Origin of the sequence: Citrobacter sp. Cf088 (genome assembly GCF_030334295.1) — a bacterium.
Taxonomy (GTDB): domain Bacteria; phylum Pseudomonadota; class Gammaproteobacteria; order Enterobacterales; family Enterobacteriaceae; genus Citrobacter; species Citrobacter freundii.
The window spans coordinates 210,280-234,686 of the sequence record NZ_JAOWEE010000055.1; the positions used below are offsets into that span (position 1 = coordinate 210,280).

Annotated in this window: 22 protein-coding genes, 1 tRNA gene and 1 rRNA gene; 20 read left to right on the forward strand and 4 right to left on the reverse strand. The window is 50.4% G+C overall.

The genetic code is table 11. The features are described 5' to 3' along the window. Positions 1–6: 6 nt before the first annotated feature. Positions 7–1,947: an RNase E specificity factor CsrD gene (csrD, locus tag OGV71_RS20690; RefSeq protein WP_003025202.1), complete on the reverse strand. Its 1,941-nt coding sequence runs from the start codon at positions 1,945–1,947 to the stop codon at positions 7–9. A 225-nt stretch (positions 1,948–2,172) separates the two neighbouring features. Between csrD and acuI the strand changes: the two genes are divergently transcribed. The 13 genes from acuI to OGV71_RS20755 all read left to right on the forward strand — a co-directional run bounded on the left by acuI (position 2,173) and on the right by OGV71_RS20755 (position 13,488). After that, a complete protein-coding gene (gene acuI / locus OGV71_RS20695; RefSeq protein ID WP_016151069.1) occupies positions 2,173–3,147 on the forward strand; it encodes an acrylyl-CoA reductase (NADPH) in 975 nt (324 codons plus the stop codon). Positions 3,148–3,266: 119 nt separating this feature from the next. Then, complete coding sequence (gene msrP / locus OGV71_RS20700; RefSeq protein ID WP_204583230.1) at positions 3,267–4,271, forward strand: protein-methionine-sulfoxide reductase catalytic subunit MsrP; 1,005 nt, start codon at positions 3,267–3,269, stop codon at positions 4,269–4,271. Beyond that, the gene (gene msrQ, locus OGV71_RS20705; RefSeq protein ID WP_057063162.1) at positions 4,272–4,871 is read left to right on the forward strand and encodes a protein-methionine-sulfoxide reductase heme-binding subunit MsrQ; all 600 of its coding nucleotides are present in this window, start codon (positions 4,272–4,274) and stop codon (positions 4,869–4,871) included. 392 nt (positions 4,872–5,263) lie between these two features. Further along, entirely contained in the window at positions 5,264–5,734 is a 471-nt protein-coding gene (gene accB / locus OGV71_RS20710) for an acetyl-CoA carboxylase biotin carboxyl carrier protein (protein ID WP_204583229.1), read from the forward strand. A 10-nt stretch (positions 5,735–5,744) separates the two neighbouring features. Continuing rightward, entirely contained in the window at positions 5,745–7,094 is a 1,350-nt protein-coding gene (gene accC / locus OGV71_RS20715; protein ID WP_003025213.1) for an acetyl-CoA carboxylase biotin carboxylase subunit, read from the forward strand. Between the two features lie 107 nt (positions 7,095–7,201). Beyond that, the gene (locus OGV71_RS20720) at positions 7,202–7,444 is read left to right on the forward strand and encodes a YhdT family protein (RefSeq protein WP_044714552.1); all 243 of its coding nucleotides are present in this window, start codon (positions 7,202–7,204) and stop codon (positions 7,442–7,444) included. Next, entirely contained in the window at positions 7,434–8,885 is a 1,452-nt protein-coding gene (panF, locus tag OGV71_RS20725; RefSeq protein WP_071697440.1) for a sodium/pantothenate symporter, read from the forward strand. Before OGV71_RS20720 ends, panF begins: the two co-directional genes overlap by 11 nt. An 11-nt stretch (positions 8,886–8,896) precedes the next feature. Then, a complete protein-coding gene (prmA, locus tag OGV71_RS20730; RefSeq protein ID WP_003839878.1) occupies positions 8,897–9,778 on the forward strand; it encodes a 50S ribosomal protein L11 methyltransferase in 882 nt (293 codons plus the stop codon). Positions 9,779–9,905: 127 nt separating this feature from the next. Beyond that, complete coding sequence (locus OGV71_RS20735) at positions 9,906–10,682, forward strand: carbonic anhydrase (protein WP_204583228.1); 777 nt, start codon at positions 9,906–9,908, stop codon at positions 10,680–10,682. Between the two features lie 298 nt (positions 10,683–10,980). Continuing rightward, positions 10,981–11,946, forward strand: coding sequence for a tRNA dihydrouridine synthase DusB (dusB, locus tag OGV71_RS20740; RefSeq protein ID WP_003025224.1), 966 nt, complete (start codon positions 10,981–10,983; stop codon positions 11,944–11,946). Positions 11,947–11,971: 25 nt separating this feature from the next. Beyond that, a complete protein-coding gene (gene fis / locus OGV71_RS20745; RefSeq protein WP_000462905.1) occupies positions 11,972–12,268 on the forward strand; it encodes a DNA-binding transcriptional regulator Fis in 297 nt (98 codons plus the stop codon). Positions 12,269–12,356: 88 nt separating this feature from the next. Continuing rightward, entirely contained in the window at positions 12,357–13,241 is an 885-nt protein-coding gene (gene yhdJ, locus OGV71_RS20750; protein WP_003844806.1) for an adenine-specific DNA-methyltransferase, read from the forward strand. 82 nt (positions 13,242–13,323) lie between these two features. Continuing rightward, the gene (locus OGV71_RS20755) at positions 13,324–13,488 is read left to right on the forward strand and encodes a DUF2556 family protein (protein ID WP_003025279.1); all 165 of its coding nucleotides are present in this window, start codon (positions 13,324–13,326) and stop codon (positions 13,486–13,488) included. Positions 13,489–13,533: 45 nt separating this feature from the next. Here OGV71_RS20755 and envR read toward each other — a convergent pair whose 3' ends face one another. Continuing rightward, on the reverse strand, positions 13,534–14,190 hold the full coding sequence (gene envR, locus OGV71_RS20760; protein WP_204583227.1) for an acrEF/envCD operon transcriptional regulator: 657 nt from the start codon (positions 14,188–14,190) through the stop codon (positions 13,534–13,536). A 419-nt stretch (positions 14,191–14,609) separates the two neighbouring features. Here envR and OGV71_RS20765 point away from each other — a divergent pair, with 419 nt between their 5' ends. The 7 genes from OGV71_RS20765 (at position 14,610) to OGV71_RS20795 (ending at position 24,003) form a co-directional block, all read left to right on the forward strand. Then, the gene (locus OGV71_RS20765) at positions 14,610–15,770 is read left to right on the forward strand and encodes an efflux RND transporter periplasmic adaptor subunit (protein WP_204583226.1); all 1,161 of its coding nucleotides are present in this window, start codon (positions 14,610–14,612) and stop codon (positions 15,768–15,770) included. Between the two features lie 11 nt (positions 15,771–15,781). Then, entirely contained in the window at positions 15,782–18,895 is a 3,114-nt protein-coding gene (locus tag OGV71_RS20770; RefSeq protein ID WP_204583225.1) for an efflux RND transporter permease subunit, read from the forward strand. A gap of 270 nt (positions 18,896–19,165) precedes the next feature. Next, the gene (locus tag OGV71_RS20775; protein ID WP_003025292.1) at positions 19,166–19,387 is read left to right on the forward strand and encodes a lipoprotein; all 222 of its coding nucleotides are present in this window, start codon (positions 19,166–19,168) and stop codon (positions 19,385–19,387) included. Between the two features lie 460 nt (positions 19,388–19,847). Beyond that, positions 19,848–20,873: an amino acid ABC transporter substrate-binding protein gene (locus tag OGV71_RS20780; RefSeq protein WP_057064879.1), complete on the forward strand. Its 1,026-nt coding sequence runs from the start codon at positions 19,848–19,850 to the stop codon at positions 20,871–20,873. 69 nt (positions 20,874–20,942) lie between these two features. Beyond that, positions 20,943–22,124 (forward strand): amino acid ABC transporter permease, encoded by a 1,182-nt coding sequence (locus OGV71_RS20785; RefSeq protein ID WP_032950346.1) that lies wholly within the window; start codon positions 20,943–20,945, stop codon positions 22,122–22,124. 9 nt (positions 22,125–22,133) lie between these two features. Next, the gene (locus tag OGV71_RS20790) at positions 22,134–23,237 is read left to right on the forward strand and encodes an amino acid ABC transporter permease (RefSeq protein WP_032950347.1); all 1,104 of its coding nucleotides are present in this window, start codon (positions 22,134–22,136) and stop codon (positions 23,235–23,237) included. Positions 23,238–23,244: 7 nt separating this feature from the next. Then, positions 23,245–24,003 carry an amino acid ABC transporter ATP-binding protein gene (locus tag OGV71_RS20795; RefSeq protein ID WP_003025300.1) on the forward strand — a complete coding sequence of 253 codons (759 nt, stop codon included), beginning with the start codon at positions 23,245–23,247 and terminating at the stop codon, positions 24,001–24,003. An 88-nt stretch (positions 24,004–24,091) separates the two neighbouring features. Here the strand turns inward: OGV71_RS20795 and rrf are convergent. Then, positions 24,092–24,207, reverse strand: a 5S ribosomal RNA gene (rrf, locus tag OGV71_RS20800). Positions 24,208–24,245: 38 nt separating this feature from the next. Continuing rightward, positions 24,246–24,321, reverse strand: a tRNA-Thr gene (locus OGV71_RS20805). Positions 24,322–24,407: the final 86 nt, after the last annotated feature.

Sequence of the window (24,407 nt, forward strand, 5' to 3'; positions counted from 1 at the left end):
GGCAGGTTAAACCGAGTATCTTTGCGAATATTTTTTCACGTTAGTGTCAAGTGGTTGTGATGCAGCAAAAAAATCCCCTTGCCCACCCGCAACTCCGCGTTCTGTCAGCGTATGCCACTCACTACGCGAACGTACGCCCGTAGCGTAAACCTGCGTGGGTGTTCCCGAACAGGCCTCCACCAGGCTTTGAACCAGAAGCTGATTTTCCGTTCGCTTATCAATGTTCCTCACCAGACTTGGATGCAGCTTCAATAACTCAACGTTAAGCTCTTTAATCCAACTGGTGCTCACCAGCGTTAACCCCGCCTGCGTAACGGCAATACGCACGCCCAGCGCATTCATCAATCTGATGACAGGCTGTAACCGGCTGATATGTTGACAGACATCTGCCTCAGCAAGTTCAATAATTATGCGTTTGCGTAATGATTTTTCGCACTGCATCAGCGTATCACGCAGCCAGCGCTGAAAACGTGGGCGAATAAGCGATTCAACCGTTATCTGCATCGCCAGATTTTCCTGCGGCCAGTAACCCAAAAGCAGGATCAGACGGCTTATCTGCAAACGGTCATACTCTTCAGCCAGGCCAAATTGAAGGACCATCGGCATATATTCCGCCGAAATGACCTCTTCGTTACCATCAAAAATACGGCACATCAGCTCCCGATGGTGCACCCGCCCTTCACGGGTTACTGCTGGCTTTTGATAAATTCTCGGCCCACCCCGGCTGAGCATCTGTTCGATCAGCGTTCGCCAGCGTACGTTGCCCCGCCCTTTTTCCGGCAGCGAGTCATCATAGACCGACCAGCTATTTCCGCCCTGCAAAACCGAATTCCGCGTGGCTGCTTCAGCATGATCCATCACTTGCTCCGGCGACTGACCGCTGCGGCAAACGCAAATACCAATATGAACCATATCGGCACGATCGATCATTTTATTAGCCGGAAGTGCATCTACCGCTTTTAATAATTGCCCGGCAATGCTTTCCGCCTCTTTCAACGTGCGGTGTGGCAGCAGGATGGCAAAATCGCTACGGTGGTAACGCGCCAGCAACGCGCCCGGATAGCGCGTCATAAAAGTCGACAACAAATTGATCAGCGTCGAGATTTGTTCTTCCGCGAGGGTGATTCCCCAGCTATCGCGCAGCAGCGTAAAGTCCGGCAGGCGCACCATCATCACGACGCCATGCGAGCCTACTTTTTCCTGATCTTCCAGCAGCGTGGCCAGTTGGTTATCAAAGAACAGGCGGTTGCTTAGCCCAGTTTTTGTATCCTGCGCGACATAGGAACGAATCAGCGTATCCAGGCGGCTGCGTTGCTCGCGAGCATTTTGAATTTCAGTCAGCAGCATATCGAGCGCACTGCTGGTGCGCGCAGGCCATTCATAGACCGTTCCCCGCACGTTCGGTCCACGTTCGCCGTTCAGAATACGTGTGGAACGAATCTCCAGCAGCTCCTGACCCGAAAGCTGGCGCTGAAGCCAGCGCACAGACAAAAAGAGCATCAGAATAATGAAAGCAATGGCTATCGTGAGCGGTGCGGTGGTCAGTAGCGAATGGAAATAGTTACCCATCGGATCCTGATAAACCAGACGCAATGACATGCCCGGATGCTTGACCAACGGTACGGTGATCTCGCGGTAGAGATTGTTCGTCCCTGCCGGTCGGTAGCTACTGGTGCGCGAATGGTCATACACCACGTGTTCGCCCTGCAACAGTTCGATGCGCACGATATCAACAGAAACCATCAGCTCATCGATTTGCGGGGTTAACGCAACGACATCTCTGGAGACCAGATGCGTATCAATCGCCGTCGCGACCGCCTGCACGCGCGTGGTGAACTTATATTGAATAGCGTTATAGAAACTCAGCGAACAGCCGATCAGAGTCACGAAGATCGTTAACCCAGTAAGCAGCGTGACAAAAGCTGAAAATTTCGTCGTTAATCGCATCCTTGTGTTAACTCCGACAGTTATGAAACAGGCCTGAAAGTGATAAAGCGACCCAAAAATGCAAAACTGAACGCAAAATCCGTCCATTTATACATACAGTGTGGGCATACTACCAAATCAGGTATATCTGGCAATTTATTGCGCAGAATCGGCATCATGTTTTGATTAGCGAGTATAGTCTTCATTAATAATTTTCCAATCCACTATACGAATTGAGGACAGGTTATGCAGGCTTTGATCTTAGAACAGCAGGACGGAAAAACCCTCGCATCCGTTCAACCCCTCGACGAAAATCAGCTACCTGAAGGCGATGTTACGGTGGATATCCACTGGTCAAGCCTGAACTATAAAGATGCTCTGGCTATCACTGGCAAGGGTAAAATCATTCGTAATTTTCCGATGATTCCTGGTATCGATTTCGCCGGTACCGTACGTGCAAGCGAAGATCCCCGTTTTCATGCGGGTCAGGAAGTGTTGCTGACCGGCTGGGGCGTGGGTGAAAATCATTGGGGTGGACTGGCTGAGCGTGCACGCGTGAAAGGCGACTGGCTGGTTGCGCTGCCAAAAGGACTGGATGGACGTAAAGCCATGGTCATCGGTACCGCCGGCTTTACCGCTATGCTGTGCGTTATGGCGCTTGAAGATGCAGGTATTCGCCCGCAAGACGGTGAAATTGTCGTCACCGGCGCCAGCGGCGGCGTGGGCAGCACAGCCGTTGCGTTACTGCATAAGCTGGGTTATCAGGTTGCGGCGGTTTCGGGCCGTGAAAGCACCCACGACTACCTGAAAAGCCTGGGCGCTAACCGTATTCTTGGCCGCGATGAGTTTGCCGAGTCTCGTCCGCTGGAAAAACAGCTGTGGGCTGGCGCGGTGGATACCGTTGGCGACAAAGTTCTGGCAAAAGTTCTGGCGCAGATGAACTACGGTGGCTGCGTTGCCGCCTGCGGCCTGGCGGGTGGTTTCGCTCTGCCGACCACGGTGATGCCATTCATTCTGCGTAACGTTCGTTTGCAAGGAGTGGACTCGGTGATGACCCCGCCGGCACGCCGTGCAGAGGCTTGGGCGCGTCTGGTTAAGGATCTGCCGGAATCGTTCTATGCTCAGGCGGCAACGGAAATTACGCTGGCGGATGCGCCGAAGTTCGCCGATGCCATCATCAATAACCAGGTGCAAGGCCGTACGCTGGTGAAGGTGAAGTAACAGGCCCTGGCGCAGAAATTTACACTTAATTAACCAAATTTCGCGGCATATCTACAGACTCCCTGCCATATTAACTACGCGTCCCCTGTCAGTTATGACGTATAAGCCGGGAGTCTGTTATGAAGAAATTACGTCCATTTACAGAAGCCGACGTCACTGACGAGTCGGCTTTTTTTATGCAGCGTCGCCAGGTGCTGAAAGCACTAGGGATCAGCGCAGCCGCGTTGTCTTTACCCCACCCTGCACAGGCTGACCTTCTGAGTTGGTTTAAGGGTAATGACCGCCCGCCCGCACCTGCAGGTAAGCCGCTTGATTTCAGTAAGCCCGCAGCCTGGCAAAATTCACTTCCTTTAACGCCTGCGGATAAGGTTTCTGGCTACAACAACTTCTACGAGTTCGGTCTCGATAAAGCGGATCCGGCAGCCAATGCAGGCAGCCTGAAAACCGATCCGTGGACGTTGCAAATCAGTGGCGAGGTGGCAAAACCACTCACCCTCGATCACGATGCGCTGACCGCCCGTTTCCCGCTGGAAGAACGGATTTATCGGATGCGCTGCGTGGAAGCCTGGTCAATGGTCGTGCCGTGGATTGGCTTTCCGTTACATAAACTGCTGGCGCAGGTTGAACCCACCAGCAACGCAAAGTATGTCGCGTTCGAAACGCTATACGCACCGGATGATATGCCGGGACAGAAAGATCGCTTTATTGGCGGCGGGCTAAAATATCCCTATGTTGAAGGACTGCGTCTGGATGAAGCAATGCACCCACTCACACTGCTTACTGTGGGGGTTTATGGTAAGACCCTTCCGCCACAAAATGGCGCGCCCATTCGCTTAATTGTGCCGTGGAAATATGGATTTAAAGGCATTAAGTCGATCGTGAGTATCAAACTCACGCGCGAACGCCCTCCGACAACCTGGAATCTGGCCGCGCCCAATGAATACGGATTTTATGCCAACGTGAATCCGCATGTCGATCACCCCCGCTGGTCCCAGGCCACTGAGCGTTTTATTGGCGCAGGCGGTATCCTGGACGTACAGCGTCAGCCCACGCTGATGTTTAACGGCTATGCCGAAGAGGTTGCGTCACTGTATCGCGGACTCAATTTGCAGGAGAATTTTTAAGTGCGTCTGACCGCAAAGCACATTATCGGGCTGAAAGTTTGCCTGCATCTTGCCGGTTTATTGCCGTTTGTCTGGCTATTTTGGGCGGTAAATCACGGCGGCCTGAGCGCCGATCCGGTCAAAGATATCCAGCACTTTACCGGTAGGACAGCTCTGAAATTCTTGCTGGCGACCTTGCTGGTCTCTCCACTCACGCGCTACGCTAAACAGCCATTATTGATACGCACACGTCGTCTGTTAGGGCTATGGTGTTTCGCCTGGGCAACGCTGCATTTAACCAGCTACGCGTTACTCGAGCTGGGCATTAATAATCTGGCGTTATTAGGGCGGGAATTACTTACGCGACCTTATTTAACATTGGGCATTGCTAGCTGGGTCATATTATTCGCCCTCACCTTAACGTCTACGCAAGCTGCACAGAGAATGCTGGGTAAAAAATGGCAGTATCTGCACAACTTCGTCTATCTTGTGGCGATCCTGGCACCCATACATTATCTGTGGTCGGTAAAAATTATCTCCCCTCAACCGATTATTTATGCAGCGCTCGCGGCGGTGCTGTTAGCGTGCCGTTACAAGAAGTTTCGCCAGTGGTGGCGGTAGTTTCACGTTATGTGCAGTGCGTTGCAAAACACGGACGATCCGATTTTCTTTACATGTTAACGGTTGATTATCTTCCCTGATAAGACCAGTATTTAGCTGCCAATTGCTACGAAATAGTTATAATGTGCGACTTTGCTATCCCCGGTAGCGTTTTTAAAGCGCGGAAAGGGTGACAATCGCGTATTGAAGGTATATTTTGTCTTTTACCCGAAAATGGCAGAAGATAGCCGCACAATGACTAACAAGTCTGGCAATCTCATTTAATGGCAGCAGCACCCAGTGCAGCGCCTGAGATGCGTGGCATCTTGTCACTCACTGTTATAAAAATGCTATACAGACGGCGGTAAAACGCTTGTCACAATCTCACTAAACAAAGAGTACGGAACCCACTCATGGATATTCGTAAGATTAAAAAACTGATCGAGCTGGTTGAAGAATCAGGCATCTCCGAACTGGAAATTTCTGAAGGCGAAGAATCTGTACGCATCAGCCGTGCAGCGCCAGCTGCAAGTTTTCCGATGATGCAACAGGCTTATGCTGCACCAGTGATGCAGCAGCCAGCTCTGTCTAACGCTGTCGCACAAACTGCCTCTCCAAGTATGGAAGCTCCGGCAGCAGCGGAAATCAGTGGTCACATCGTACGCTCCCCAATGGTTGGTACGTTCTACCGCACCCCGAGCCCGGATGCGAAAGCGTTCATCGAAATCGGCCAGAAAGTGAATGCGGGCGATACCCTGTGCATCGTTGAAGCCATGAAAATGATGAACCAGATCGAAGCCGACAAATCCGGCGTAATTAAAGCGATTCTGGTAGAAAGCGGTCAACCGGTAGAATTTGACGAGCCGCTGGTCGTCATCGAATAACGAGGCGAACATGTTGGATAAAATTGTTATCGCCAACCGCGGCGAGATTGCCTTGCGTATTCTTCGTGCCTGTAAAGAACTGGGCATCAAGACTGTCGCGGTGCATTCAAGCGCGGATCGCGATTTAAAACACGTATTGCTGGCGGATGAGACGGTCTGTATTGGCCCGGCAGCATCCGTAAAAAGCTATCTGAACATCCCGGCTATCATTAGCGCTGCTGAAATCACCGGCGCGGTGGCAATTCACCCGGGTTATGGCTTCCTCTCTGAGAACGCCAACTTTGCTGAACAGGTAGAACGTTCCGGCTTTATCTTCATCGGCCCGAAAGCCGACACCATCCGCCTGATGGGTGACAAAGTGTCCGCAATCACCGCGATGAAGAAAGCAGGTGTGCCAACAGTCCCAGGCTCTGACGGCCCGCTGGGTGATGACATGGACGCTAACCGCGCTCATGCTAAACGCATCGGTTATCCGGTTATCATCAAAGCCTCCGGCGGCGGCGGCGGTCGCGGTATGCGCGTCGTGCGTAGCGATGCCGAACTGGCACAATCCATCTCCATGACCAAAGCGGAAGCAAAAGCGGCTTTCAACAACGACATGGTTTACATGGAGAAGTACCTGGAAAACCCACGCCACATCGAGATTCAGGTGCTGGCAGACGGTCAGGGTAACGCAATTTATCTGGCAGAGCGTGACTGCTCCATGCAGCGTCGTCACCAGAAAGTTGTCGAAGAAGCACCAGCACCGGGCATTACTCCGGAACTGCGTCGCTACATCGGTGAGCGTTGCGCCAAAGCCTGTGTTGATATCGGCTATCGCGGGGCGGGTACTTTCGAGTTCCTGTTCGAAAACGGCGAGTTCTACTTCATTGAGATGAACACCCGTATTCAGGTTGAACACCCGGTAACCGAAATGATCACCGGCGTTGACCTGATCAAAGAGCAACTGCGCATCGCAGCGGGTCAACCGCTGTCCATCAAGCAGGACGAAGTTGTGGTTAAAGGCCATGCGGTAGAATGCCGTATCAATGCCGAAGACCCGAACACCTTCCTGCCAAGCCCGGGTAAAATCACGCGTTTCCACGCGCCGGGTGGTTTTGGTGTGCGTTGGGAGTCTCATATTTACGCAGGCTACACCGTACCTCCGTACTATGACTCAATGATCGGTAAGCTGATCTGCTATGGCGAAAACCGCGACGTTGCTATCGCCCGTATGAAAAACGCCTTGCAGGAACTGATCATCGACGGTATCAAAACCAACGTTGACCTGCAGATCCGTATCATGAATGACGAGCACTTCCAGCACGGTGGAACCAATATCCACTATCTGGAGAAAAAACTCGGACTTCAGGAAAAGTAAGCGTGCGTTAACCAAAAAGGCCGGAAATTCCGGCCTTTTGTTTTTCTCCCCTCCCGCACGTGCCATAAGGTACAATCCCCGCTTTCTTTATCCACAAGGGACAAAAAATGGACGCTCGTTTTGTTCAGGCCCATAAAGAGGCGCGCTGGGCGCTGTGGCTAACCCTTTTATATCTGGTCACATGGTTAGTGGCCGCTTACTTACCTGATTCAACGCTGGGTTTTACCGGCTTACCGCACTGGTTCGAAATGGCCTGCCTGCTAACACCGCTGGTTTTCATCGTGCTGTGCTGGGCGATGGTGAAGTTTATCTATCGCGACATTTCGTTGGAGGATGACGATGCAGCTTGAAGTTATTTTACCGCTGGTCGCCTATCTTCTGGTGGTCTTCGGTCTTTCTGTTTACGCCATGCGTAAGAGAGTGACCGGTACCTTCCTGAATGAATATTTCCTTGGCAGCCGTTCCATGGGCGGGGTCGTGTTAGCGATGACGCTAACGGCAACCTACATTAGCGCCAGCTCGTTTATTGGCGGTCCTGGCGCCGCTTACAAATACGGACTGGGATGGGTGCTGCTGGCGATGATCCAGTTGCCTGCCGTCTGGCTCTCATTGGGGATTCTTGGTAAGAAATTCGCGATTCTGGCGCGTCGTTATAATGCTGTTACCCTCAACGATATGCTGTTTGCGCGCTACCAGAGCCGCCTGCTGGTGTGGCTGGCGAGCCTTAGCCTGCTGGTCGCGTTTGTCGGAGCAATGACCGTACAGTTTATTGGCGGCGCACGTTTGCTGGAAACCGCCGCGGGCATTCCTTACGAAACCGGTCTGCTGATCTTTGGCGTCAGTATCGCATTGTATACAGCGTTCGGCGGATTTCGCGCCAGCGTACTGAACGACACCATGCAAGGCATGGTAATGCTGATTGGTACTATCGTTTTGTTGGTCGGCGTCGTCCATGCTGCCGGTGGCCTTAGCAATGCGGTGGTAACCCTGCAGACTATCGATCCTAAACTGGTCTCGCCGCAGGGCGCGGATGATATTTTGTCACCCACGTTTATGACCTCATTCTGGGTGCTGGTATGCTTTGGCGTGATTGGCCTGCCGCATACGGCGGTACGCTGCATCTCTTATAAAGACAGTAAAGCGGTACACCGCGGCATTATCATCGGCACCATCGTAGTGGCGATCCTGATGTTTGGTATGCATCTGGCGGGTGCTCTGGGACGGGCGGTAATCCCTGACCTGACGGTACCAGATCTGGTTATCCCTACGCTAATGGTCAAAGTCTTGCCGCCGGTCGCTGCCGGGATTTTCCTCGCGGCCCCTATGGCTGCGATCATGTCGACGATCAATGCCCAATTGCTACAAAGTTCCGCTACGATCATTAAGGATCTGTACCTGAACCTTCGCCCGGAACAGCTGGAAAACGAAACCCGGCTCAAGCGCATGTCGGCAGTGATTACCCTGTTGCTGGGCGCGTTACTGTTGCTGGCCGCCTGGAAACCACCAGAGATGATTATCTGGCTGAATCTGCTGGCGTTTGGCGGGCTGGAAGCCGTCTTCCTGTGGCCGCTGGTGCTGGGCCTCTACTGGGAGCGGGCAAACGCGTCAGGCGCATTGAGCGCGATGATTGTCGGCGGCGTGCTTTATGCTTTACTCGCCACCTTTAACGTTCAGTTCCTGGGCTTCCATCCGATCGTGCCCTCGTTACTGATAAGCTTGCTGGCTTTCCTGATCGGCAACCGTTTCGGTTCCGCCGTCCCGCAAGTCGCCATATTGACTACTGATAAATAAAGAGTTTTGCCATGCCATGGATCCAACTGAAACTGAACACGACCGGTGCCAACGCTGAAGAGTTGAGCGATGCGCTGATGGAAGCGGGCTCCGTTTCCATTACTTTCCAGGATACGCATGATACGCCGGTATTTGAACCTCTGCCGGGCGAGACTCGCCTGTGGGGTGATACCGACGTTATCGGCTTGTTCGATGCAGAAACCGACATGAAAGAAGTTGTTGCCATCCTGGAACAGCATCCGCTGCTGGGTGAAGGCTTCGTGCATAAAATCGAACAGCTCGAAGACAAAGACTGGGAACGCGAATGGATGGATAACTTCCACCCGATGCGCTTTGGCGAACGTCTGTGGATTTGCCCGAGCTGGCGCGATGTCCCGGATGAGAATGCTGTCAACGTGATGCTGGATCCGGGTCTGGCGTTTGGTACAGGCACGCACCCCACCACCTCTCTGTGCCTGCAATGGCTGGACGGTCTCGATCTTAACGGTAAAACGGTTATCGACTTTGGCTGCGGCTCCGGCATTCTTGCCATTGCGGCATTGAAACTGGGTGCAGCGAAAGCCATCGGCGTGGATATCGATCCACAAGCGATTCAGGCCAGCCGTGATAACGCCCAGCGTAATGGCGTTTCTGAGCGTCTGGAGCTTTATCTGCCGAAGGACCAGCCAGAAGCCATGAAAGCCGACGTGGTGGTCGCCAACATCCTCGCGGGCCCATTACGTGAACTGGCGCCGTTAATCAGCGTACTGCCCGTTGAGGGTGGTCTACTGGGGCTTTCTGGTATTCTTGCCAGCCAAGCGGAAAGCGTCTGTGAAGCCTATGCCGATCTCTTTACGCTCGATCCGGTTATCGAGAAAGAAGAGTGGTGCCGCATTACCGGTCAGAAAAAATAATCCCTTCCGGCGTGGTTATCTGACCACGCCTTTTTCAGACAATAGACCAGCATACCGACACTGTCCTCAGCGATATAATAATCAATTGATTTTGTTAATTTTTATATTGTTTTCGTTGAGTGTACGTATGCATTTCTATCGTTTTACAACAACTTTACTAACAGCATGCTTGATGCCCCTGACAACGCTTGCCGCATCATGGGGATATATCGGAGAGACCGGCCCTGCACGGTGGGGAGAAATCAGCAAAGCGTATGCAACGTGCCAGACAGGCATAAACCAATCCCCTATAGACATCCAGACCACCACAACCAGTAAACTCGGTCTTCCCGCGCTCAACATGCAGTACTTCGATGGCCCAACTAGATTTCGGAGCATTAACCATACGTTGCAGGCAACGATGAGTAGCTATACATCTAATTCCATTGAAATTGATGAAACGCTTTATTATTTAAAACAATTTGATTTTCACGCCCCGAGTGAACATACCCTTAACGGTAAAACCTATCCGCTGGAGCTGCAGTTAGTCCACAAAAACCAACACGGAGACATCGCCATCGTAGCGGTCATGTTTGATGTCGATGAACCTAACCAGGCGATTCAAAATTTGTGGGAGTCCTTTCCAGCCATGGAAGACAGCAGTATGCCCATCTTCTCACCAGTTAATATCAATCAGCTTTTACCCGACAATAAAACCTACTGGCGCTACCGTGGTTCGCTAACAACGCCTCCCTGCACCGAAGGCGTTACCTGGGCTGTCCTGAAAACGCCTGTTGCTCTTTCAGCCGAACAGTTGGATAAATTTCACTACACTGTTGGGCCTGCAAACAATCGCCCGCTGCAGCCGTTGAATGAACGCAAGATTACGGAAAGCTATTCTGGGGATACCGAGATCCTGTACTAAAATGAGGTAGCGATCACACAATGGCGAGGTAATTTGCTGATTAATTCAGCAGAATATCTTGTCAGTACCTTCTGCAGCTGAAGAAAAAATGAGAAGTTACGCAAAATTATATGTGTATATAAAATAGACACATTTTTATAATGCAATGATTTATATGATTAAATATTTTCATGCGTTCACATTTACGGCAATTCATTGATCCACCTCAGTGGATTGGTCAAAGTTTGGCCTTTCATCTCGTGCGAAAAATGCGTAATATACGCCGCCTTGCAGTCACAGTATGGTCATTTCTTAACTCATGCGCATCGGACAATACCAGCTCAGAAATCGCCTGATCGCAGCACCTATGGCTGGCATCACTGACAGACCATTCAGGACGCTGTGCTATGAGATGGGAGCAGGATTGACGGTATCCGAGATGATGTCTTCTAACCCGCAGGTTTGGGAAAGTGACAAGTCTCGTTTACGGATGGTGCACGTTGATGAGCCAGGAATTCGCACGGTGCAAATTGCCGGTAGCGACCCTGTTGAGATGGCCGATGCCGCACGTATTAACGTGGAAAGCGGCGCCCAGATTATTGATATCAATATGGGGTGTCCGGCTAAAAAAGTGAATCGCAAGCTCGCAGGTTCAGCCCTCTTGCAGTACCCGGATTTAGTGAAGTCGATACTAACCGAGGTCGTCAATGCAGTGGACGTTCCTGTCACACTCAAGATTCGCACCGGCTGGGCTCCGGAACACCGTAACTGCGTAGAGATTGCCCAACTGGCTGAAGATTGTGGCATTCAGGCTCTGACCATTCATGGACGCACCCGCGCCTGTTTGTTCAATGGAGATGCTGAGTACGACAGTATTCGGGCAGTTAAGCAGAAAGTTTCCATTCCGATTATCGCGAATGGCGACATTACTGACCCGCATAAAGCCAGAGCTGTACTCGACTATACGGGGGCGGATGCCCTGATGATAGGACGTGCAGCTCAGGGAAGACCCTGGATCTTTCGGGAAATCCAGCATTATCTGGACACTGGGGAGCTGCTGCCCCCGCTGCCTCTGGCAGAGGTGAAGCGCTTGCTTTGTGCGCACGTTCGGGAACTGCACGACTTTTATGGTCAGGCAAAAGGGTACCGAATTGCGCGTAAACACGTATCCTGGTATCTCCAGGAACACGCTCCGGATGACCAGTTTCGGCGCACATTCAACGCCATTGAAGATTCCAGCGAACAGCTGGCGGCGTTGGAGGCATACTTCGAAAATTTTGCGTAAACAGAAATAAAGAGCTGACAGAACTATGTTCGAACAACGCGTAAATTCTGACGTACTGACCGTTTCTACCGTTAACTCTCAGGACCAGGTAACTCAAAAGCCCCTGCGTGACTCGGTTAAACAGGCACTGAAGAACTATTTTGCTCAATTGAATGGTCAGGATGTTAACGATCTCTATGAGCTGGTACTGGCTGAAGTAGAACAGCCCCTGTTGGACATGGTGATGCAATACACCCGCGGTAACCAGACCCGTGCTGCCCTGATGATGGGCATCAACCGTGGTACGCTGCGTAAAAAACTGAAAAAATACGGCATGAACTGATACTAATCAGTTAAATGTTTGTTTTAAAAGGCGCTACTCGGCATGGGGAAGCGCCTTTTTTATTAACTTCACACGGGAGGCTTTGGCGATGAACGCAAGATGTGAACCTGTCTATTTTGGCGATGAATCTAAAAAGATAATCCTGGGTGATGCACTGACCGAACTGAAAAAACTGCCTTCTGAAAGCGTCGATCTCATTTTTGCCGATCCACCTTATAACATCGGTAAAGATTTTGACGGGATGGTGGAGTCCTGGGATGAAGAGGCTTTTCTGGCGTGGCTGTTTGAGTGCATTGACGAGTGCCATCGCATTCTCAAACCGCACGGCACCATGTACATCATGAACAGTACGGAGAATATGCCGTATATTGACCTCAAATGCCGCCAGCTCTTTACTATCAAGAGCCGTATCGTGTGGTCATACGATAGCTCAGGGGTACAGGCTAAAAATTACTTTGGTTCGATGTATGAACCTATCCTGATGATGGTAAAAGATCAGAAAAACTACACATTTAATCGTGACGATATTCTGGTTGAAGCCAAAACCGGGGCTCAACGCGCGCTAATAGACTACAGAAAAAATCCACCACAGCCATACAATCAGAAAAAAGTGCCGGGAAATGTCTGGGAGTTCCCACGCGTTCGCTATCTGATGGACGAATACGAAAACCACCCCACCCAGAAACCCAAAGCCCTCCTGGAGCGTATAATTCTGGCATCCTCGAACCCAGATGACAGGGTACTGGATCCGTTTGCCGGCAGCTTCACCACCGGTGCCACCGCCGTGGAATTGGGTCGCAAGTTTGTCGGGATTGAGATCAATGTTGAATACGTAAAAATGGGGCTCAGAAGACTGAGTATCGGTTCTCATTTTTCAGAAATTGAGCTTGCCAAGGTGAAAAAACGTAAGACAAAAAACCTGTCTAAAAAGAGTCGATTGACGGCAAAGAGCGGCGATCTTTCAACAAAGTAAAGGCATTGTAAGTCTGCTTTTCAGGTTACAGATTTCGTGTATATTCCCTGCACGCTTGGGCATGAATACACAGGGTTTGGTAATGATTCGTAAGTATTGGTGGCTGGTTGTTTTTGCAGTATTCGTTTTTCTTTTTGATGCGCTGCTCATCCAATGGATAGAGCTGATGACAACAGAGCACGATAAGTGCCGGAATATGAACTCAGTGAATCCCCTTAAGCTGGTCAACTGCGTCGACCTCGAATAGCGCCACCAACCCCACTTCAGCAGCCGTCAGGCCTGGCGGCTAAAACTACCCCACCTGACTCTCACTCTGCGCTAATTGCCTTACGCTACCATCTGGGCTTAACATTTTTAATACATTATCAACTAATACTGGCGCTTGTTTATAAAGATCATAACTCATTGGATTAATGAGCCAGTTTTTAACAATGCCACTAAAACTCCCATGAAGAATAATTATTATAACGTCTAAATCAAGGTTGGTTGCGATAAGTCCGTCATCCATACATTTCTGCAAGGCAATGCGCATACCCAGATGATTGATACCAATTTTTTCACGAATAGCCTGTTCCGATATCATATCGTTATGGAATTCACATTTATGATATAAAATCTGCATTAATGCCTGCTGGCGAGGATTCTGCGCAATATATTGCAAACCCACAACTAACTTTTCACGCAGTCGCTGTAAAGGATTATCTCCCCAACGGCCAATAAGCTGGTCCTGAATAAGATCGCGCAATGGCGGTTGTTGTAACCATAGTTCATTAAACAATTGCGTCTTGTTTTCAAAATGCCAATACAGCGCCCCCCGCGTCACACTGGCGGCATCTGCAATGTCGTTTAGCGTCGTATTGCTTACGCCACGTGCGGCAAACTGTACAATCGCTGTTTCTATCAGGTGCTGCCGCGTTTTGAGGGCATCAGCTTTCGTTTTTCTGGCCATGGTTTCAGCTGTCTGAGGTAAGGGTAAGGTAGAGAATGATTAACTTTCTTATCTAATATTTGCGGTATGGAACAAATGTATCACTTAGCATTTATTTAAACGAGCCCTAAAGAATATTATTACTGACTTTGCACACGAATAAACAAAACAAATACCAACAATCAATATATTCACAAACCAAATACTTATTTCAATTTGTGTTTATACGCATCATAGTATTGCTATTAACACCACAATGAAACAGCAGTCGATTAATCTATTTTTGCTTTTACGTGCCGTGAATCGCACCCATAAATAAGTATTGCTTACATCGCTAGCTAATAATTTGTAGGATAGCCAACTATTATTTTCTCTTGTGCGCGTTATCGCCCCTGCGTTACCCGGTTAATAACGAGCGTTCGGTTTTTTAAGGAATTGAAATGACGAAAAATGCCAGGTTTTCACTCCTGCCCTCATTCATCATCGTCTCCGCTGCATTACTCGCCGGTTGTAACGATCAGGGAGAAACACAAGCTCATCCCGCAGAACCGCAGGTGACTGTCCATGTCGTCGAAAAGGCTCCTTTAGCCGTAACGACCGAATTACCCGGGCGCACAACGGCATTCCGAATTGCAGAAGTCCGTCCCCAGGTCAGCGGGATAGTGCTTAAACGGAATTTCACTGAGGGAAGCGATATTGACGCCGGACAGTCGCTTTATCAGATCGATCCCGCGACTTACCAGGCCGACTATGACAGCGCCAAAGGTGAACTGGCGAAGAGTGAAGCGGCGGCTGCAATCGCGCATTTAACGGTAAAACGCTATGTGCCATTGGTTGGCACCAAGTACATCAGCCAGCAAGAGTACGATCAGGCAATTGCTGATGCTCGTCAGGCCGATGCCTCCGTGATCGCGGCAAAAGCGGCGGTCGAAAGCGCGCGTATCAATCTTGCCTACACAAAAGTGACATCGCCGATTAGCGGACGCATCGGTAAATCTAACGTCACCGAGGGCGCATTAGTCACGAATGGCCAGGCTACAGAGCTTGCTACCGTTCAACAGCTCGATCCCATTTACGTCGACGTAACACAGTCCAGTAACGACTTTATGCGCCTCAAACAGTCTGTTGAACAAGGGAATCTGCATAAAGACAGCGCCAGCAGTACAGTCGAACTGGTGATGGAAAATGGTCAGTCATACCCACTAAAAGGCTCTTTGCAGTTTTCTGATGTGACGGTTGATGAAAGCACCGGATCAATCACCCTCAGAGCCGTGTTCCCTAACCCACAGCATACGCTGTTGCCGGGCATGTTTGTGCGCGCACGCATTGATGAAGGTGTTCAGCCAAATGCCATTCTCGTTCCGCAGCAGGGGGTAACGCGTACGCCTCGCGGCGATGCCACCGTAATGGTCGTCAATGACAAGAGTCAGGTTGAGTCTCGCGCAGTCGTTGCCGCACAAGCCATTGGCGACAAATGGCTCATCAGCGAAGGCCTACAACCGGGTGACAAAGTTATCGTGAGCGGCTTACAGAAAGCACGTCCAGGCGTTCAGGTTAAAGCAACCGCCGATACCGAAACTCCTGCCACGAAAGCCCAATAAGGTAACCGGACATGGCTAACTTTTTTATCAGGCGTCCTATCTTTGCCTGGGTACTGGCTATCATTCTGATGATGGCGGGCGCTCTGGCAATCATGCAACTGCCCGTGGCACAGTACCCGACCATTGCGCCTCCTGCGGTCGCCATTTCTGCCACCTATCCTGGTGCAGATGCGCAGACGGTTCAGGATACAGTCACACAGGTTATCGAACAGAATATGAATGGTATCGATAACCTGATGTATATGTCCTCCACCAGCGACTCAGCCGGGAGTGTGACTATTACGCTGACTTTCCAGTCCGGTACCGATCCCGATATCGCGCAAGTACAGGTGCAAAATAAACTGCAGCTCGCCACTCCCTTACTGCCGCAAGAAGTTCAGCAGCAAGGGATCAGCGTCGAGAAATCGAGTAGCAGCTTTTTGATGGTCGCGGGTTTTGTTTCTGACAACCCCCAAACCACACAGGATGACATTTCCGACTACGTCGCTTCGAACGTTAAAGACTCAATCAGCCGTCTGAATGGCGTGGGTGACGTGCAGCAGTTTGGTGCACAGTACGCCATGCGCATCTGGCTGGATGCAAACTTATTGAACAAATATCAGCTCACGCCAGTTGATGTGATCAATCAGTTGAAGGTACAGAACGATCAGATTGCCGCAGGTCAGTTAGGGGGGACGCCTGCATTACCTAACCAGCAGTTGAACGCCTCTATCATTGCGCAAACGCGACTGAAAGACCCTGAAGAGTTCGGGAAAGTGACTTTACGCGTGAACAGCGATGGTTCGGTTGTTCACCTGAAAGACGTCGCGCGTATCGAGTTGGGTGGGGAAAACTACAACGTCGTGGCGCGTATTAACGGTAAGCCTGCATCCGGCCTTGGGATCAAGCTGGCAACCGGGGCAAACGCGCTGGATACCGCGAACGCTATCAAAGCCAAGCTGGTTGAACTGCAACCATTCTTCCCGCAGGGAATGAAGGTGGTCTACCCGTACGACACGACGCCGTTTGTGACCATCTCCATTCATGAAGTGGTAAAAACGCTGTTTGAAGCGATCGTGCTGGTGTTCCTGGTCATGTATTTGTTCCTGCAAAACATCCGGGCAACGCTCATTCCAACCATCGCTGTCCCCGTCGTATTGTTGGGCACATTCGCCGTACTTGCCGCGTTTGGCTACTCGATAAACACCCTGACGATGTTCGGCATGGTGCTCGCCATCGGTCTATTGGTCGATGATGCGATAGTGGTGGTGGAAAACGTGGAACGCGTGATGATGGAAGATAATCTGCCGCCTAAAGAGGCGACGGAAAAGTCCATGTCACAAATACAGGGAGCACTGGTTGGTATTGCCATGGTGCTGTCTGCGGTATTTATCCCGATGGCCTTCTTTGGCGGTTCAACTGGGGCTATCTATCGGCAGTTCTCCATTACCATCGTTTCCGCCATGGCGCTTTCTGTACTGGTAGCGCTGATCCTGACTCCTGCGCTTTGTGCAACGTTGTTGAAGCCGGTATCGGCTGAACATCACGAGAAAAAAAGCGGTTTCTTTGGCTGGTTTAATGCCAAATTCGATCACAGCGTCAATCACTATACCAATAGCGTCAGCGGTATTGTGCGTAAAACAGGGCGTTACCTTATCGTCTATCTGATCATCGTGATCGGAATGGCGGTTCTGTTTATGCGCCTGCCGACCTCCTTCCTGCCAGAGGAGGATCAGGGTGTGTTTATGACAATGATTCAACTTCCGGCAGGAGCTACGCAAGAGCGCACCCAGAAAGTACTGGATCAGGTTACTCAGTACTACCTGACCAATGAGAAAGCTAACGTCGAAAGCGTCTTCACGGTTAACGGTTTTAGCTTCAGCGGTCAGGGGCAAAACTCAGGTCTGGCATTCGTTAGCCTCAAGCCCTGGAATGAACGTAGCGGCGAGGAAAATAGTGTTGAAGCGGTCATTGCACGCGCCACACGCGCGTTCAGCCAGATCCGCGATGGGTTAGTCTTCCCCTTCAATATGCCCGCTATTGTTGAACTGGGTACCGCAACCGGCTTCGATTTTGAGCTGATCGATCAGGGCGGTCTGGGACATACGGCGTTGACGCAAGCGCGTAACCAACTACTGGGAATGGTGGCTAAACACCCCGATCTGTTGGTTCGCGTTCGTCCTAACGGACTGGAAGATACTCCGCAGTTTAAGCTGGATGTTGATCAGGAGAAAGCACAGGCACTGGGGGTATCGCTGTCGGATATCAACGAAACTATCTCCGCATCACTGGGCGGCTATTACGTCAATGACTTTATTGACCGCGGTCGTGTGAAAAAAGTGTACGTTCAGGGGGATGCAAAATACCGCATGCTGCCAGCGGACATCAATAATCTGTATATCCGCAGCTCCAATGGCGAAATGGTTCCGTTCTCTGCGTTCAGTGCATCACATTGGATTTATGGTTCACCGCGACTGGAACGTTACAACGGTATGCCATCCATGGAAATACTGGGCGAAGCGGCACCAGGGCGAAGCACTGGTGAAGCAATGGCGCTGATGGAAAGTCTGGCGGAAAAACTGCCGAATGGTATTGGTCATGACTGGACGGGTATGTCTTATCAGGAAAGGCTGTCGGGTAACCAGGCGCCTGCGCTGTATGCCATCTCGTTAATCGTAGTATTCCTTTGCCTTGCCGCATTGTATGAAAGCTGGTCTATTCCGTTCTCGGTGATGCTGGTTGTACCGCTCGGTGTTGTAGGCGCATTGTTAGCAGCATCACTGCGCGGGATGAATAACGATGTTTATTTCCAGGTTGGCTTACTAACCACTATCGGCCTCTCGGCTAAGAACGCCATCCTGATCGTCGAGTTTGCCAAAGACCTGATGGATAAAGAAGGCAAGGGGTTGATTGAAGCGACGCTGGAGGCATCGCGTATGCGTCTTCGTCCTATCCTGATGACATCCCTGGCCTTTATTCTGGGGGTTATGCCTCTGGTTATCAGTCACGGAGCAGGTAGTGGTGCACAGAATGCGGTCGGTACAGGTGTTATGGGAGGAATGCTGACCGCAACATTGTTGGCTATCTTCTTCGTCCCCGTCTTCTTTGTTGTCGTGAGACGGCGTTTTAGTCGGCACAACGATTAATTTGTAAAATAAAGGCGTCTACGGACGCCTTTTTTACCTACGATGCTCCTCTTTATTTATTAGTAAGATAGCCATTTATTTCATTTTAACTATCCCTCTAAACTCGCCTACGACCTTTCTTTTTATCCATTATTTTTACAATCCACATGAATTGAGATTATTCCTCATGTCAGTCCTTTTTTAAGAAGTGGTAAAATAATCACCGAGTTCGCAGATGGCTTAGCGTTTGTCTTTGCTTAATTAGCGAAACGCTTATTTTGAGGTAACACCATGAAAAGATTAATATCCGTTGCATTGCTTACCGCATTCCTGGCTGGCTGTGCACACGATTCTCCTTGCGTACCTGTATACGACGATCAGGGGCGCCTGGTTCATACCAATACCTGTATGAAAGGCACTACCCAGGATAACTGGGAAACAGCCGGAGCCATCGCCGGTGGTGCTGCAGCCGTTGCCGGACTGACACTTGGGATTGTCGCCCTGACCAAATAAATCATCTCAAAAGCGCGGTTATTACCGCGCTTTGAGCACTAAGCATAAAATCTACATATAAGACAAAACGTTGCTTAATAGCGACTGACATATAATAAAATTATTATAGATTTCCCTCACACATCCACGATTTAAAATTAGCATTTTTTCTGTTTTTCGTTACACCACAGTTTCTTTTCATTATTCTCACGCCATTAATATTAACGCCAGAAATCGTTATCACGCGTCCTGTCTGATTTTTAAATTTTTTGCGCCGAAATGTGGCTTACGTTTCAAATTTGCACCACTTCAGGGCGCTGCATTTATTTTTTCCTGTCTACACTCTGCATATTGCGTCGAATAATCAGGCGCAAAAAACTGGCACTACCTTTGCTTAAAAGAGTATGGCCAAAGCCACAGACAGGTAAAAGACGTTTTCAGAACGTTTCCATAACAATAATTCCTCCACACAGGATGCTCTATGAAAAAGATGATAATCGCCAGCCTGGCTGCGGCCGGCGTGCTGCTTGCTGTTGCAAATCAGGCGCATGCCGGCGCAACACTTGATGCCGTAAAGAAAAAAGGGTTTGTGCAATGTGGGATCAGCGACGGCTTGCCTGGCTTTTCTTATGCCGATGCAAGCGGCAAGTTCTCGGGTATTGATGTTGATATATGTCGTGGCGTTGCCTCCGCCGTATTTGGCGATGATAGCAAAGTAAAATATACCCCGCTCACCGCCAAGGAACGCTTTACTGCATTACAGTCTGGTGAAGTCGACATGCTCTCTCGTAATACCACGTGGACCTCCTCTCGTGATGCCGGTATGGGTATGTCCTTCACTGGCGTAACGTATTATGACGGCATTGGTTTTCTTACCCACAATAAAGCAGGTCTGAAGAGCGCTAAAGAGCTGGATGGCGCAACGGTCTGTATTCAGGCGGGAACCGATACCGAACTGAACGTGGCCGACTACTTTAAAGCCAACAATATGAAGTACACCCCCGTCACCTTTGACCGCTCGGATGAATCAGCCAAAGCTCTGGAATCTGGACGTTGCGATACGCTGGCTTCCGACCAGTCTCAGCTGTATGCCCTACGCATCAAGCTGAGCAATCCTGCGGAGTGGATCGTCCTGCCAGAAGTTATTTCTAAAGAACCGCTGGGACCTGTCGTACGTCGTGGGGACGATGAGTGGTTCTCCATTGTTCGCTGGACGCTGTTCGCCATGCTGAATGCGGAAGAAATGGGTGTTAACTCGAAAAACGTCGATGAAAAAGCGGCTAATCCGGCAACTCCGGATATGGCTCACCTGTTAGGTAAAGAAGGGGATTATGGCAAGGATCTGAAGCTTGATAACAAATGGGCCTACAACATTATCAAGCAGGTTGGTAACTATTCGGAGATCTTTGAACGTAACGTTGGATCGGAAAGTCCGCTGAAGATCAAACGTGGACAGAACAACCTCTGGAATAACGGTGGCATCCAATATGCGCCACCGGTGCGCTAATGCGTAGTGATGTAACGGGCGCCGCAACTGCGGCGCTCAGCCCAGAGTCATAGTTACTGAGGTTTTCTTATGTTCCATCGCCGCTCAACCGTAAAAGGATCGTTATCCTTTTCTAACCCTGCGGTCCGCGCCTGGTTATTTCAAATACTCGCCGTCATTGCGGTTATCAGCATTGCGGTCTATCTCATTCATAACACGATAAATAACCTGAACAATAGCGGTATTACCTCGGGGTTTTCTTTTCTCGATCGCAGTGCCGGATTTGGTATTGTCCAGCATCTGATTGATTACGAGCAAGGCGATACGTATGGTCGTGTCTTTGTGGTCGGCCTGCTCAATACGCTATTAGTTTCTGCATTATGTATTGTTTTCGCATCAATTCTCGGTTTCTTTCTCGGACTGGCACGCCTGTCAGATAACTGGTTATTGCGAAAACTCTCGACGATCTACATCGAAACGTTCCGCAATATACCGCCGCTGCTGCAGATCTTCTTCTGGTATTTCGCTGTATTACGTAACCTGCCCGGCCCACGCCAGGCTGTTAACGCACTGGATTTGATGTTCCTGAGTAACCGGGGGCTCTATATACCAGCCCCGCAAATGGGAGAAGGTTTTTTTGCCTTTTGCACCGCTGTCGTTATCGCTATCGTCGTCACCATCGGATTATTTCGCTTCAACAGAATGCATCAGACCAAAACCGGCCAGCTACGTCGGACCTGGCCCATGGCTCTGGCGTTGATCGGACTTTTACCGGTGATTTCACAGTGGATGTTTGGCGCTGCGCTTCACTGGGATATTCCCGCGCTTCGTGGTTTTAACTTCCGTGGCGGTATGGTGCTTATTCCCGAACTGGCGGCACTGACTCTGGCGCTTTCGGTGTACACCTCGGCATTTATTGCAGAAATTATTCGGGCGGGAATTCAGGCCGTTCCTTATGGCCAACATGAAGCCGCACGCTCGCTGGGTCTGCCAAATCCGGTGACGCTACGCCAGGTAATCATCCCACAGGCGCTACGCGTCATCATTCCCCCACTGACCAGCCAGTACCTGAATATCGTCAAGAACTCTTCTCTTGCGGCCGCCATTGGCTATCCGGACATGGTTTCACTGTTTGCCGGCACGGTACTCAATCAAACAGGGCAAGCCATTGAAACGATCGCCATCACCATGTCGGTATACCTGATCATTAGTCTGAGTATTTCTTTGCTGATGAATATTTATAACCGCCGTATTGCACTGATTGAGCGCTAAGGAGCCATGATGACAAAAGCCCTGCTGTCTCACCCCTCACGCCAGCACAGTAATCCGGCAAGCCGCAGCCTACTCTGGGTGCGTAAAAACCTGTTCTCCAGTTGGTCAAATAGCCTGCTCACCCTACTATGCATATGGCTGATTTGGTCATTTCTTCCGCCACTGTTGAACTGGGTATTCTTTCAGGCCAACTGGGTAGGTTCAACCCGAGCAGACTGCACCAAAGCCGGAGCCTGCTGGGTGTTCATTCATGAACGCTTTGGGCAATTCATGTATGGACTTTATCCCCACGATCAGCGCTGGCGTGTAAATCTGGCCCTGATAATTGGTTTGCTGTCTATCGTTCCCATGTTCTTGAAAACAATCCCGCATCGTGGCCGCTATATCGCTGTCTGGGCCGTCGTTTATCCAGTGGTGGTTTGGTGGCTGATGTATGGGGGTTTTTTCGGGCTGGAGCGCGTAGAAACCCGGCAGTGGGGTGGATTAACACTGACGCTAATTATCGCATCCGTGGGGATTGCAGGCGCGCTTCCATGGGGCATTTTACTGGCGCTGGGACGTCGTTCCCATATGCCAGTCGTGCGGGTTTTATCCGTCATTTTCATTGAGTTCTGGCGCGGTGTGCCGTTGATTACCGTTCTGTTTATGTCCTCGGTCATGCTTCCTCTGTTTATGTCCGAAGGAACCAGTATCGACAAGCTTATCCGGGCCCTGGTCGGCGTTATTCTTTTCCAGTCGGCCTATGTCGCAGAAGTGGTTCGCGGAGGGTTACAAGCCCTACCAAAAGGTCAGTATGAAGCCGCTGAATCACTGGCGTTAGGATACTGGAAAACTCAGGGGCTGGTCATTCTTCCGCAAGCCCTCAAGCTGGTTATCCCTGGCCTGGTTAACACGATTATCGCCCTGTTCAAGGATACCAGTCTGGTCATTATCATCGGTCTGTTTGATCTCTTCAGTAGCGTGCAGCAAGCAACTGTGGACCCTGCGTGGCTGGGTATGTCGACAGAAGGATATGTTTTCGCTGCACTGATTTACTGGATCTTCTGTTTCAGTATGTCGCGTTACAGCCAACATCTGGAAAAACGTTTTAACACCGGGCGTACACCGCACTGAGGAATTTATGAGCCAATTATTAATGCCGTCTACCGACGCGATGATTACGCTGGAAAACGTCAACAAATGGTACGGACAGTTTCACGTCCTGAAAAACATCAACCTGAAGGTAAAACAGGGAGAGCGCATCGTATTATGCGGGCCTTCCGGTTCGGGGAAATCGACAACTATCCGCTGTATTAACCATCTGGAAGAACATCAGCAAGGACGCATTGTGGTGGATGGGATTGAACTCAATGAAGACATCCGCAATATTGAGCGCGTCCGACAAGAAGTTGGCATGGTCTTTCAGCACTTTAATCTCTTTCCTCATTTAACTGTCCTGCAAAACTGCACACTGGCGCCTATCTGGGTGCAAAAGATGCCGAAAAAAGAGGCTGAAGTACTGGCAATGCACTACCTCGAGCGGGTCCGCATTGCCGAACATGCGCATAAATATCCCGGGCAAATCTCTGGTGGACAACAACAGCGCGTGGCCATTGCACGCTCGCTGTGTATGAAACCCAAAATCATGTTATTTGATGAACCCACATCAGCGTTGGATCCTGAAATGGTAAAAGAAGTGCTGGATACCATGATAGGTCTGGCACAATCGGGCATGACCATGCTATGTGTAACCCATGAAATGGGCTTTGCCCGCACAGTAGCTGACCGGGTGATCTTTATGGATCTTGGCGAGATTGTGGAACAGGCACCACCGGATGAGTTTTTTGCTCACCCCAAATCTGAACGCACTCGTGCGTTTTTATCGCAGGTTATTCATTAAAGCCATATGCCGGATACAGTTCCGGCTTATTTCCGCGTATAAACGCAAAAAGGCCATCCTTTCGGATGGCCTTTCGCTTTTATTTGATGTCTGGCAGTTCCCTACTCTCGCATGGGGAGACCCCACACTACCATCGGCGCTACGGCGTTTCACTTCTGAGTTCGGCATGGGGTCAGGTGGGACCACCGCGCTACAGCCGCCAGACAAATTCTTTTCTAAGTGCCGAACTTTAACCGAAAAACTGGTGCTGATACCCAGAGTCGAACTGGGGACCTCACCCTTACCAAGGGTGCGCTCTACCAACTGAGCCATATCAGCACACTAAATTTGATGCCTGGCAGTTCCCTACTCTCGCATGGGGAGACCCCACACTACCATCGGCGCTACGGCGTTTCACTTCTGAG